General features: G+C 72.7%; 9 protein-coding genes. All 9 read right to left on the bottom strand.

What is annotated here, in order from left to right; genetic code table 11:
* On the bottom strand, positions 1-1,344 hold a 1,344-nt coding region (tssI, locus tag HPA02_RS10775), incomplete at its 3' end, for a type VI secretion system tip protein TssI/VgrG (RefSeq protein ID WP_146803201.1).
* Between the two features lies 1 nt (position 1,345).
* Positions 1,346-1,633, bottom strand: a complete 288-nt coding sequence (locus HPA02_RS10780) for a type VI secretion system PAAR protein (RefSeq protein ID WP_146803202.1) — start codon at positions 1,631-1,633, stop codon at positions 1,346-1,348.
* A gap of 28 nt (positions 1,634-1,661) precedes the next feature.
* On the bottom strand, positions 1,662-2,252 hold the full coding sequence (locus HPA02_RS10785; RefSeq protein ID WP_146803203.1) for a GNAT family N-acetyltransferase: 591 nt from the start codon (positions 2,250-2,252) through the stop codon (positions 1,662-1,664).
* Positions 2,236-5,874 (bottom strand): type VI secretion system membrane subunit TssM, encoded by a 3,639-nt coding sequence (gene tssM, locus HPA02_RS10790; protein ID WP_244945910.1) that lies wholly within the window; start codon positions 5,872-5,874, stop codon positions 2,236-2,238. The genes HPA02_RS10785 and tssM overlap by 17 nt, the downstream gene beginning before the upstream one ends.
* Positions 5,875-5,933: 59 nt before the next feature.
* Complete coding sequence (gene tssA / locus HPA02_RS10795; protein ID WP_146803205.1) at positions 5,934-7,340, bottom strand: type VI secretion system protein TssA; 1,407 nt, start codon at positions 7,338-7,340, stop codon at positions 5,934-5,936.
* A gap of 10 nt (positions 7,341-7,350) precedes the next feature.
* Positions 7,351-7,989 carry a type VI secretion system-associated protein VasI gene (gene vasI / locus HPA02_RS10800; protein ID WP_146803206.1) on the bottom strand — a complete coding sequence of 213 codons (639 nt, stop codon included), beginning with the start codon at positions 7,987-7,989 and terminating at the stop codon, positions 7,351-7,353.
* Positions 7,986-9,509, bottom strand: a complete 1,524-nt coding sequence (locus HPA02_RS10805; protein ID WP_232341089.1) for a sigma-54 interaction domain-containing protein — start codon at positions 9,507-9,509, stop codon at positions 7,986-7,988. Before HPA02_RS10805 ends, vasI begins: the two co-directional genes overlap by 4 nt.
* A 33-nt stretch (positions 9,510-9,542) precedes the next feature.
* Positions 9,543-12,152, bottom strand: a complete 2,610-nt coding sequence (gene tssH, locus HPA02_RS10810) for a type VI secretion system ATPase TssH (protein WP_146803208.1) — start codon at positions 12,150-12,152, stop codon at positions 9,543-9,545.
* An 8-nt stretch (positions 12,153-12,160) separates the two neighbouring features.
* Complete coding sequence (gene icmH / locus HPA02_RS10815; RefSeq protein ID WP_146803209.1) at positions 12,161-13,000, bottom strand: type IVB secretion system protein IcmH/DotU; 840 nt, start codon at positions 12,998-13,000, stop codon at positions 12,161-12,163.
* Between the last annotated feature and the right edge of the window lie 2 nt (positions 13,001-13,002).

Raw genomic sequence — 13,002 nt, forward strand, 5'->3', positions numbered from 1 at the left:
AAGCGGCTGGTCCGGGTCGCCCTCGAGGAAGGAGACCACCACCTCGTGGCCGATACGCGGGATGGCCATACTGCCGTAGCCGCCGCCGGCCCAGTCCTGGCTGACCCGAATCCAGCAACTGGCGGTGTCGTCGGGCTCGGCGTAGCGGTCCCAGGGGAACTGCACCTTGACCCGGCCGTGTTCGTCGCAGTGAATCTCCTCGCCCTCGGGGCCGACCACGAAGGCCACCTGGGGGCCATCGACCCGCGGCCGGACGGGCGGCGCGGGGCGCCAGGCGCGGTCGGCGGGGGCCAGTACCAGCTCGTTGAAATAGCGGGTGCGACCGTCGCCGCCATCCTCTTCCAGGGCCTGGGGCTGCTCGCCATGGTGCACCACCGCGATCACCTGCCAGTCGCGGTTGAGGGCGGCGATATCGTGATCGGTGAGGGTGAAGCGAGAGCCCGGGGCCAGCTCCGGCAGGTCGCTCTCGGCCTGGGCGGTGTTGGCCTCGGCGCGCAGCGCCTCCAGGCGCACCCGGGTGAAGGGCACCCCGGAGGCCGCGGCCTTGTAGCGGCCCGGGTAGTCGTAGTGCTCGTAGTCGTCGCGCTGGGCGTGCTCGCCGAGGTCCGGTGCCGGGTGCTCGTGGCGCTGGTCATAAGCCGGCTGCTTGAAGGTGTAGTCCTTGAGGGTCACCGCCGCCGGGCGCACCCGCGAGACCTGGGTGAGCTTGCGCACATGGCGGCGCGGCGGGGTGCCGCCGGCACGGCCATGATAGGTGCGCGCGCCCAGGTGGGGCAGCAGCGTCGGCGCGTCGGCGAAGATCAGCCGGTGGGTGCCGCCGACCGCGGGCTCGAACTCATGGAAGTAGACCAGCCCCTCCTCGGCGGCCAGGCGCTCGACGAAGGCCAGGTCGCTCTCGCGGTACTGCACGCAGTACTCGCGCGCCTCGGGCTCGCGGGTCAGGGCGAAGGCCACGTCGGTCAGGCCGCGCTCGGCGCACAGGGTGGCGAGGATGTCCTGGGGCGGGACGTCCTGGAAGATCCGCGCGTTGTGGCGCAGGTCGAGGCGCCACAGCGCCGGGCGGATGACCAGGGTGTAGAAGGTGCGGCGGTGGCCGCGGTCGCCGCGGCCGAACTCGCTGACCACGCCGTGGAGGTGGCGCAGCGGCTCGCCGTCCTCCCAGACGACCAGGGTGGCGTTGCGCTCGAGCACGTCGGCGGGGCCGAGGTCGGGGTCGCGGCTGGCCACGGTAAGCGTCAGGGTGAAGGGGGCGGAGAGCGCCTCGCGATGGGTGAAGTCGACCACCGCCAGGCCGGGGATGCCGGCGAGGCTCAGGGTGAACTGGAGTCCGGTGGCATCGGCCATCTTAGCTGCCCTCCCCGCTGGCGGAGCCGATCACCACGCCGCCGCAGTCCACGGCGTGACCGGTGAGGGCGGCGGGCTTGCCGTCGATCAGAATGGTCCCCGAGCCCTCGGCGATGACGCGCGGGTGGGGCGGGCTGCCGGGCTTGGCGTGGGGGACCAGGGGATCATCCTGGCGAGCCATCGGCTTGCCATCCATGATGACCGTGGGGCTGCCGGCGATCACCGGAGTCGGCGGAAACCCCTCATGGTCGGTGCCGATATCGCCGACGAGTACGAATATGCGTCCCATGCGTCCTTGTCTCCTCTCTTGGGTGGCGTCAATGCCATTCGGCGGGGGCTTCGAAGCTGGCTACCTCGGTGGCATCTACCTGCATGCGCCGGAAGCCGGCGCGCTCCAGGCTAGTCACGGCGGCGCCACAGGCCAGCGGCAGGCGGCAGTGCAGCGGCGTGCCGTCCAGCTCGCGACGGGCGGCCAGCAGCAGGCGGGCACCGTGACCGCTGCCCTGCCACTGGGGGTCGATAAAGAAGAAGCGCAACTGCCAGGCCGCCTCCTCGTCGGGGCGTACCGCCAGCAGCATGCCCAGCGGCGGCCCCTCGCCATGGCGGAAGGCCAGCAGGCGTCCCTGCCAGTGGGCGACGGCCTCGCCTTCCCGCTGCAGCCAGCGACCGCGATGCAGGGTGAACTCCAGGGCGCGGCGCAGGGTGACCAGGTGGGCCTCGTCGCGCAGCACCCAGGGGGCGTGCCCCCGGGAATCGGCGCGGCGGACCGCCTCGAGAAAGGTCTCGAGTTCCTCGGCCCGGGCGGTCACCAGGCCCCCACCGACGGCCTCATGATGAGCCTCAGGCGGTGACTCGGGAGCCGCCACCGCGCTGCCGCGGCCCAGCCAGCGCTTAAGCGTCGTCAGCATCGGGGCCTCCTTCGGCATAGAGGGCGGTGGGCAGTCGGAAGCCGGCGGCCGGCGGCCGGATGAAGGGGTTGCGGCCGCCGTTGGCATGCAGGCGGTAGCTCATGGTGCCGCCATCGACCCGGAAGCGCAGCTCCAGCTCGCGCTCGCCGGTGCCGGTGACCTGCGCCTGGTCGAGCAGCCGGAACCAGGCCCAGGCACCGTTACGGGTCAGGCTGCGCGGCGAGCGATTGACTTCGCTGGGCACCAGGGTCACCCGGCTCTCGGTGTCGCCGCGCAGGGCATTGGGCCAGATCATCGCGACGCGACCGCCACCGCTGTGGGCATAGTCGATCAGTTGGCCGTCGACGCTGATCACGCTGCGCCGCTTGTCGGGGCTGAGGCTCAGGGGCTCCAGGCTGAACTCCACGTCGAGGGCACCGTCGCGGCCGAAGTAGGCCTCGCGGATGCGCGCTCCCTGGCGCACGGCGGTGAGTACCGCGGGGCGGATCAGGGAGTTGCCCTCGGCGTCCTCGAGCTGCTCCGGGGCGGCCTCGATAAAGGGTTGCAGGTTGTCCTGATAGAAGCCGTCGAGGATGCCGCCGGGGGCAAAGAAGGCCTCGAAGTCATTCAGGGCCACCTCGCGGGAGGCGTCCCGGGCCAGTGGGTAGCGGCCCGCCAGGCGCTCCCGATAGGGGGCGACCACCTCATCGAGCCACTGGTGCTCCATATGGCGGATGGCACTGGTCATCAGCAGCCGCCAGCTCTGGTCGGCCAGGCTCTCGAGCATCGGCCCCACCGGGGCCGGGGTCTCCTCGGCCAGGCGCCGCAGGGTATGGATGGGGTCGCCGCCGCTCAGCACCAGGCGGTCGCGGACCGTGACGAAGGCCGCGCGGCCCGGGTCGCTGGCGCCCTGGACTTGGCGCAGGTAGTCGCGCAGCTCTCCGACGGCGCCCTTGATCTCGGTGAGGTCGGCGGGGTTGTCGCCGCGCGCCTCGAGCAGGCCGTTGAGGGGCACGAAGTGGCGTTCGATATCGCCGGCCAGGCGGTAGCGGGGCGAGCGCTCCAGGGCCTGGCGGGCGGCCTCGTCGTCTTCCGGTAGTTCCGGGTAGAGGCGGGTCTGCCGTGCCACCTCGCCGAGCAGCCGGTCCAGCGGCCGGCTGGCGCCGAGTAGGGTGTCAGTGACCACCACCGCCTGGTGCAGGTCGGGCAGCGGCACCAGCTCGATGCGCGCCAGGGCCTCCCGCCAGGTAACGTGATAGTCGCTGATATAACGTTGGCGCAGGGCATCCTGAAGCTGGGCGCGATCGGCCTCGCTGAAGTCGATGTCGTCACGCTGGCCGAGCACCCAGAGGTCGATCAGCGCCAGCTCGGTGGCCTGTTCCAGCTCGTTCAGGAAGTAGCCCTCGAAGCCGCCCCGGGTCACCAGGCTGGGGATGCGCAAGGCATCGTTGTCGTCGTCGCGAGCCATGAAGACGGCGCTGAATGAGGGGCCGACCCCCTGGCGCAGGTCCAGGGTCGCCGCGCTACGCCGGTCACTGCCGGCCTTGAGGGTGGCATAGACCCGCTCGTCCATGGGCAGCTCGGAGAGCACTCGCTGGGCGGCCTGGAGGCTGCCCCCGAAGGGCGCCATGGCCAGTTGGGCGTCATGATCGCCGGCGGCGGCATGGCCTACCAGGTCGGTATGGGCCAGGGCGTAGTCGAGGTGATCGAGGAGGCGGCGCTGTACGCTGCCGCGCTGGGGGAAGTCGCCTTGCCAACGGCGCGCCATGAAATCGTGCACTCGCTCGGGTTGGCGGCCGCTGGCATCGGAGAGCATGCGCAACTGGCGCAGCAGGGCCAGTTGCTCATTGCTGCCCGGCTCGGCGCGGTTCATGTCGTCCATGATGCCGACCATCAGCGAGGGCAGGAAATAGTGCTCAAGCACGGCGCGGTAGGCGTCATCCACGACGCGTCCCACCTTGTGGCCCTGGTAGAGGCCCATATCGGCCAGCCAGGGCAGGTGGGGCTGAATGCCACCGAAGGTCTGGGTCGCCTCGCGCAGGCGATCCAGCGGCTCCAGCAGCGCATAGCCGGTGGGGTCGTCACGGCGCAGCTCATGGGGCTGGGTGGCGAGGAACGCCTCGGCCCGCTCCTCCACCGCTGCCAGGGCCTGGGTGTTCTTCTGATAGAAGTGGCTCCAGCCTCCCACCAGCACGGCGCCGCCGAACAGGCAGGCGAGCAGGCTGAGGCGGTAGGCCTGGCGCCGCCGCCGGGCGGCCCGGGCGTTGTCGCCGGCCAGCCCGGCCTCCGGGTAGATCACCCGCTCGAACAGCTCCTCGGTAAAGTAGAGGGCGCTACGCGTGGCGCGGTGGGCGGGCTGGACCGCATCGCTCATGCCGTAGCGTCGGGCGGCGGCGTCGACGAAGGGGTCCTCCGGCACGCCCTGCTGGTAGACCGAGGTGAAGTAGGTGCCGCGCACCATGGCGGCGGTGGAGAAGCGGTCGCTGGAGAGGGCCTCCTTGAGGAAGCCCAGCAGGACGTCGCGCAGCCCCGCCAGCTGGCGCACGAAACGGAACACCGATTCGCGCTCCTCGCGGTCGCGGCACTCGCTGAGCAGGGTCGGCAGGCTGCGGTTGAGGCGCTCGAGCAGGGCGTCGAAGGCCTCGGCGAACTCTTCGGCCCAGCGATCCGGGGTGTCGAGGCTCGCGGCGCTGAAGGTGAAACCCAGGGGCGCGCGGCGCGCCTGCCGCGAGTAGTGGCGGAAGAAGTCGTCGAAGCCGTGCAGCAGGTCCATCTTGCTGAAGGTGACATAGACCGGCAGGCGGGCGCCGTGGCGCTCCATCAGCTCGCGCAGGCGGGCCCGCAGCAGGGCGGCGTAGGCCTTGCGCACCGCCACCCGGGCGTCGCTGAGGCGCGCCAGGTCGAGGACCAGCACCACCCCGTCCAGGGGGCGGCGGGCGCGGTGGTGCTCCAGCCAGGCGACGAAGTGATCCCACAGGCGCTGCTGCAGCTCCACCGGCTCGCCGCTCTCCAGGGCGCCCTGGGTGAGCAGCTCGCCGTCCGGATCGATCAGCACCGCCTTGTCGCCGATCCACCAGTCGAAGCCGAAGCGGTTGCCCTTGCGGTGGCCGGCGGCCTTCATCACCCGGGTCAGGGCGAACTCCTGGCCGGAGCGGTTGATCAGGCTGGTCTTGCCGGCGTTCTCGACCCCCATCACCAGGTACCAGGGCAGGCGGTAGCGGGCCCCGGGGCCGCCACCGAGGCTATCCACCAGCTCCGCCAGGGTGGCGTCCAGGGTCTCCTCCTGGCGGCGTACCTCGCCGGCGATGGGATCGCTCTGCAGGCGCTCGGCCTCCTGGCGCTCGGCGTCCAGCCGGCGCAGGCGGCGGGCCAGGCGGATCCCCCAGACCACCGCCAGCAGGGTGGCCAGGGCGAGGATCGCCAGCAGGCGGTGCAGCCATGGGCCCAGGGGCCGGGTGCCGCCGACCTCCCAGAGCGGGCCCAGCCACCAGATCGCCGCGGCGGCGATCACCGCCAGCAGGCACCAGAGGGCGAAGGCGAGGCGCCCCAGGCCCTTGGCCCGGTTGCCGTGCATCTTCGCCTGCTTTGCTCCGGCCTCGGCCCGGGCCATGCCGGGCACGACGCGACTCAGCCTGGATTTCACACTTGTCCACATGTGCCGTTAACCCTCGTCCCTGTCGATGTGCTTGGTGGTGCCATTGGTCATTGCAGTGCCTCCTCGAGCCGCGCCAGCAGCGCCGGCTCCCAGGCCTCCAGGCCGATCCCGGCGATGCTCTGCTGGACGGCCCGATAGTGTTGGCTGGCCAGGGCGGCGAGCCCCGCCTCGTGAAGCAGGTCGGCGCTGGCCAGGCGCCAGTAAGCCGCGTCCCGGGGTGCCTGCGCCGCCGCCAGACCCTGGTCGAGGCCGGCCAGGGCCGCCGCCAGGTCGCCCTCGGCGAGGCGCTCGCGGGCCTCCTCGAGGCCGGCCTGCCAGGGATCGCCCCCGGCACCGCCACCGGCCATGGCCGGCGCGGCCGCCGGCTGCAACCAGCGCCGGGTGTCGTCGTCGACGAAGGGGCTGCCGTCGTTGAAGCGCAGCGCCTCCAGGCCCGGCAGGCGGGCCACGAAACGCGCCGCCTCGTCGCGAATCGCCTCGGCGCAGCGCGGATGGCCGAGGCGCTCCGCCAGCCCGGCGCTGAGGCGGTGCCCCTCCAGCCAGTAGGGGCTCAGCGCCAGGCTGGTCTCGATGCGCCGCCACAGGGCGGCGTCGCCGCCGCGGGCCAGGGCCTCCCGGTAGTCGGCCGCCCGGTCCGCGGCGATGGGTGCCAGCTCGGTACGGCCATCGTCGCGGGCGGCGGGCAGCGACTGAATCGAGCCCCAGACGGCATGGCGACGCAGCCGGTAACCCAAGGCCTCGTCGGGGACCTGGTCGTTGAGAAAGTCGGCCATGGCCAGCAGGGCCTGGCGGTTGCCGCGCTCGTTGCCCGCCTCCAGGCGTGCCTCGGGGGCCGCGGGGGGCGGGGCCGCCGCGGGTGCGGCCGTCCCGGCACCGGCCGGCTTGGCCGCCTCGCCCTGATCGGCCGACTGGCCGGGGGCCAGCCGCTGCAGCTCCCGTTGCAGCTCCTCCAGGGCGCCCAGCGGCAGTTCCCGGGCCGCGGCGGCGTCGTGCAGGGCGGCCAGGGCGGTGAGGGCCTCGTCGTGCTGGGCGGCCTGGGTGAAGCGCAGGCCACCGGCGAGCTTGACCGCCCGCTGGGTGAACTGAGCGAACAGCTTGGGACGGGCCCGGGCGCCGCGGGGGCCGGCATAGGGGGCGGCGCTCTCCCACCAGGCCGCCAGGCTGCCGGCCAGCAGCTCCAGGGAGAGGGTGAAGCGCCGCGGGCTGGCGTCGTGCTGCAGGCAGTGCAGCAGGTGGCCGAGCACCCGCAGGTCCTTGCCCGCCTCGGCGAGCAGGCGGGCGGCCCGGGCCTCGGCGCCGGCCCAGTCCATCTCGCCGTGCTGCAGCGAGCCGATCTTCATCATCTCCTCGTCGAGCCAGGCGAAGTCGGCCAGCTCGTCCAGGGGCGGCGCCTCGGGGCGGGTCGCCAGGGGCGCCAGCAGGGGCTCGAGGTGGCTTCGGTCGGTGATTCGCATGCTTGGCTCCTTACCAGCGACAGGCATCGCGCAGGGGCTGGATCTGCTCGCGCAGGTCGCCCAGCTCGAAGCGCAACCCGTCCAGGGCCTCCCGCTCGCTGGTCAGGCTCAGGGTCTCGCTATCCAGCAGCCGGCGCAGGGTATCGATGGCGGGCAAACCGCGTCCGCCGCTGACCACATGGCCGCCGCCGCGGATGCGCCAGGTCTGGGTCAGATCGCCCCGATCGCCCCGCAGGCGCAGCTCCACCCGGGGCGCGTCGAGGGCCTCGGGCAGGTGCAACTGGAAGCGGGTGATCCACTCCTGGCAACTGATCACCAGCACCGGCCGCGGCGGGACCCGGCCCAGGGCCGGGGCGGTCAGCAGCACTTCGTCGCCGCTGACGCCGGCGAGCAGGCCGAAGGCGTCGTCGTCACGGCGCGCCTCCTGGTCGAGCACCGCCTGCCACAGCGCCGGCAACTCGTCGTCGGCGCTGGGGGCCGGGGTGCCCTGGAAGAGGGCGTCATAGCAGTGCAGGCGCTCGAGCCGGGAATCGAGGGTGGCGCATTGCCGGGCCTCGGCCAGGCGCGCGGCCTCGTCGGCCTGGGCCGGCGGCCCGGCCAGCCAGGCCAGGATCAGTAACGGCAGGGGGTAGGCGAACGGTCTCGTCATGGGGTATCCAGCTCCAGCCGTTGACACTTATGGGCCAGGGTGCGCTTGGGCAGCCCCAGGCTCTCGGCGGCCCGGGCGCGGTTGCCGTCGAAGCGGGCCAGCCGCTGGCGGATCAGGGTGGCCTCGAAGTGACGCATCGCCTGACGCAGGTCGTCGATGGCATAGAGGTCGAGCTCGTTGGCCGCGGCACGGGAGGCCGGCGCCAGGGTGCCGGCGTCGACGCCAGGCAGCGCCGAGGGGCCGATGTCCGCCCCGGGACGGGTCATGGCACAGGCGTAGTCGATCAGGTTCTTGAGCTCGCGCACGTTGCCGGGGTAGTCCCGCTCACGCAGCAGGCGCAGGGCCGCGGAGGTGATGCCCATCTCCGGGCGCCCCTCACGGGCGCAGAAGTCGGCGATAAAGGCCTCCACCAGCAGGGGGATATCCTCGCGACGCGCCGCCAGCGGCGGCAGCGCCAGGGGGAACTGGCCGAGCCGGTAGTAGAGGTCGGCACGGAAACCGCGGTCGCGAATGCGCTCGCGCAGCGGCTGGTGGGTGGCGGCGATCAGCCGCAGGTCGGCCTGGCGCTCCTCGTCGGCGCCCAGGGGGCGATAGCGGCCGCTCTCCAGGACCCGCAGCAGCTTGGCCTGGAGCGGCAGCGGCATGTCGCCGATCTCGTCGAGGAAGAGGGTGCCGCCGTCGGCCTGGCCGATCAGTCCCTCCCGGGCCTGGTCGGCGCCGGAGAAGGCGCCCCTGGTGTGACCGAAGAGTTCCGCCTCGAGCAGCGATTCGGGGATGGCGGCGCAGTTGATGGCCAGGAAGGGGCCATCACGACGAGCCGAGAGGCGGTGGATTGCCCGTGCCACCCGGTCTTTCCCGGTGCCGGTCTCGCCCTGCAGCAGCACCGCCAGGCTGGTCTCGGCGGCGCGCACCACCTGGTCGCGCAGCGCCAGGCTGGCCGCGGAGGTCCCCAGCAGGTCCTCACCGAGGCGCTCGGCCAGGGCCCGGCGGCGGGCGCCGTCGCTGAGCTGGGTCAGGGAGTCACGCAGCCGCGCCTGGCGGTCGCGCTCGCCCTGGTGGCGGGCCAGGCGCGCCCAGAGCCGGCACAGCAGGGCCTCGAAGGCGGCGAAGCCGGGGTCGGCGAGCAGCGCCTCGAGGCGCTCGGGGGCATCCGCCAGGGCCAGGGCGCCCAGCCACTCGCGCCGGCCATCTGCGGCGCGCAGGGGACGCACCTCCAGGTGCCACTCATGGGAGAGCCCGGCCACCTGGGCCTGGAAGTCCGGGTGGTCGAGGCGCGAGCGGGCCTCGCCCAGGGCCAGGCGCAGCGGCTCGCCGCGGCGGATGGCATGGGCATAGGGGTGACGGAAGTCGTCGCAGGCCAGGCGCCAGTCGCTGTCGTCGCCAGCCAGCCGGCGGCCGTTCTCCGCCAGGTAGAGGCAGTCGACCCAGGCCGTGGACTGGCAGTGGCCGAGCACCTCCCGGGCCCGCCGGCGCAGGGCCGGGGGGGCCTCGCTCTCCACCAGGGTTAGCGCCAGGGCCATGCCGCCCAAGTCTCGCTCCCGACACGCCATGGCTCAGGCCACCTCCGCGGTGAAGTCGCCGGCGCCATCGACGCCCAGCACCACCCGGGAGATCGGCTCCTGGCGGGCCAGGCGCTCGAGCAGGGCGCGGGAGAGCGGCGGCAGCAGCTCGCCGTCGATCACCGACTCCAGCATGCGCGCGCCGTTCTCGCTGCGGGTGGCCCGGGCACGGATCGCCATCGCCAGGGCCTCGTCCAGCACCACCTCGGCCTGGCGATGGCGGGCGGCGAGGCGCCCGGCCAGGCTCGCCAGCTTGGCGGCGACGATGGCATCCAGGGTGGCGTCGTCCAGGGGCCGGTAGGGCACCACCTCCATGCGCGCCAGCAAGGCCGGGCGGAAGAAGTCCGCGAGCACCGGGTAGAGCGCCTCGTCCAGGGCCTCGGGGGCGTCGGCATGGGCGACGATGGCCTCATAGCCGAGGTTGGAGGTGAGGAAGAAGAGCACGTTCTTGCAGTCGATCAGGCGCCCCTCGCCGTCGGCCAGCTCGCCCTTGTCGAAGGCCTGGTAGAAGAGGTTGAGCACGTCGGGGTGGGCCTTCTCCACCTCGTCGAGCAGCACCACCGAGTAGGGGCGCTGGCGGATCGCCTCGGTGAGCAGGCCGCCCTCGCCGAAGCCCACGTAGCCGGGCGGCGAGCCGATCAGCCGCGAGACGGTGTGCTTCTCCTGGTACTCGGACATGTTGATGGTGGTGAGGAACTGGCGGCCGCCGTAGAGCTGCTCGGCGATCTGCACCACCGTCTCGGTCTTGCCGACGCCGCTGGGGCCCACCAGCAGGAAGGCGCCCAGGGGGCGGCCGGGACGGCGCAGGTCGGCGCGGGCGGTGAGCAGGTGGCGATGGATGCGCTCGATGGCCGGCGCCTGGCCCTGCACCTCGCGGCCCAGGTGCTCGGGCAGCTCGGTGAGTCGGCTCAGGGCATCGCGGGTCATGCGCTCCACCGGAACGCCGGTCCAGTCGCCGATCACCTGGGCGATCTGGGCCTCCTCGACGCTGGCGTTGACCAGGGCGAACTCCCGCTGCAGGGCCTCCAGCTCGGCCTCGCGCTCGGCCAGCTCGGCGCGGTCCGCCGCGCGCTCTGCCTCCGGGGTGGCGTCCTCGAGCAGGCGGCGGTGCAGGGCGAGGATGGCGTCGACGCCCTGGCGCTGGGCTTCCCAGGCGGCCTCCAGGCCGGCCAGCTCGTCGTCGAGGCGGACCAGTCGGCTGGTCAGCTCGTCGACCAGGGCGGCGTCCGGGGTACGCCCCAGTTGCCGCTCGCGGTCGAGCTGGTCGCGCTCGCGCAGCGCCGCCAGGTGCTCGCTCTTGAGGTGGCTGAGGCGCCGCGGCGGGGTGTCCAGGGCCTGGGCCAGGCGGGTGCAGGCGGTGTCCAGGACATCGATGGCCTTGTCGGGCAGCTGGCGGCCGGCCAGGTAGCGGGCCGAGAGCTCGGCGGCGGCGCGCAGGCCGCTGTCGCCGATCAGCACGCCATGGGCGGCCTCGTAGGTGTCGCGCAGGCCGCGCAGGATCACCAGCGCCTGGGCGGTGCTGGGCTCGGCCAGGCTGACCGGCTGGAAGCGCCGCGACAGGGCGGGGTCCTTCTCGAAGTACTTCTTGTATTCGCGCCAGGTGGTGGCGGCGATGGTGCGCAGCTCGCCCCGGGCCAGGGCCGGCTTGAGCAGGTTGGCGGCGTCGCTGCCGCCCTCGGCGTTGCCGGCACCGATCAGGGTGTGGGCCTCGTCGATAAACAGCAGGATGGGCCGCGGCGCGGCCTTGACCTCTTCGATCACCGCCTTGAGGCGCTTCTCGAACTCGCCCTTGACCGCGGCGCCGGCCTGCAGGGCGCCGATGTCCAGGGCTAGCAGCTCGACCCCGGCCAGGGCGCCGGGCACCCGGCCCTCGACGATGCGTGCGGCCAGCCCCTCGACCACGGCGCTCTTGCCGACCCCGGCGTCGCCGATGACGATGGGGTTGTTCTTGCGCCGGCGACCGAGGATATCGAGCATCTGGTCGATCTCCGGGTCGCGGCCCAACACCGGGTCGAGCTCGCCGCGCCGGGCCTGCTCGGTGAGCGAGCTGGCGAAGCGCGCCAGGGCCCCGTCGGCCTCGCCGCCCGGGGCCGCGTGGCGCGGGGTCGCCGCCACCTCGGGGCTCGGCGCCTCGGCGGAGTCGGCGGTGAGGCGGTCGAAGTCGCGACGCAGCGCCTCGCGGTTGATGTCGGCCAGCAGGGCGACGCCGCCGGGCCCCAGGTAACGGGGGGCGTCGTGCAGCAGGGCGGTGAAGATCATGCCGCTGCGCAGGGCGTCGTGGCGGAACTCGGTGGTGGCCAGCAGCCAGGCGTCCTGGAGCAGTTCCACCAGCAGCGGCGAGAAGCTCGGCGTGGTGACCCGCAGGTCCTGGGCCGGGCGGCCCTCCTCGGCGAGGCGGGCGCGCAGCCCGGCGGCGTCGATCCCCGCGGCCTCGAGCAGGCAGCGCAGGTCGCACAGCGGCTGGTCGATCAGCGCCTGCAGCAGGTGGCCGGCGGTGACCTCCGGGGCCTGCTGTTCGGCGCATAGCGCGGCGGCCTGTTCGAGGCCCTGGCGGGCGATGGCGTTGAGGCGGCCGATAAGGGCCGGAAGCTCTACCCTGAGCATGCTATCTCCTATCGAAAGATCTGATCGAGCAGGCCGGTGACCTGGAGGGCCTGCTGGTCCAGCGACCAGGCCAGGCCCGCATAGGTCGCCACCATGGCGCCGGCGAAGAGGGTGAAGAGGGCCCACACCGGCAGGCCCTGGCCGTGGCGGCGGCCACCGCCCATGACGTTGTCGAGGGGGCGGGTCAGCTCGTCCTCGGGGGGCGTCTCCAGGGAGGCCAGCAGGTCGCCGAGGGCGCGTACCACCTGCTCGTATTCGTCGCGGGCCTGGGGAATGACGTGGTAGCGTCCCTCGAAGCCGAGGCACAGGCAGAGGTAGATAAAGGCCAGGATGTCCCGGTAGCGGCGCGGCTCCTGCTGCAGGCGGGCGAGGATCGAAAAGACCTTCTCGCCGCCCCAGGTCTCGTTGTGGAAGCGGGTCAGCAGGGAGTGCTCGGCCCAGACGCTCTGGCGCCCCCAGGGGGTGCCCATCACCGCCTCGTCGATAAAGGAGCAGAGCACGTAGCGGTAGGCCAGCAGGGTGGGGCGGTCGTAGCCCTGCTCGGTGAGTTCGATCTCGATGGCGGCGATCTCGTCCACCACCTGGCGGTAGAGGCGCTCGATATCGTCCAGGGCCTCCAACTGGCGGACCCGCAGTACCATGCCCAACAGGCCGCTGGCGGCATCCACCAGGGGGTTGAGGTTGTAGCCGCGCAGCCGGAACCAGAACGCCTCGTCGGCGTCCAGGTGCTCGGCGTGGCTATGGATCAGGTGCTCGAGGCCGCGGTCGTCGATGCGATCCTCGTGGCGGCCGACCTCGGAAAATTCCGCGTCCTCGATGCCGTCGCGACGGCGCACTAGCTCGTTCATGG

This window comes from Bisbaumannia pacifica (assembly GCF_007989625.1).
GTDB lineage: Bacteria > Pseudomonadota > Gammaproteobacteria > Pseudomonadales > Halomonadaceae > Bisbaumannia > Bisbaumannia pacifica.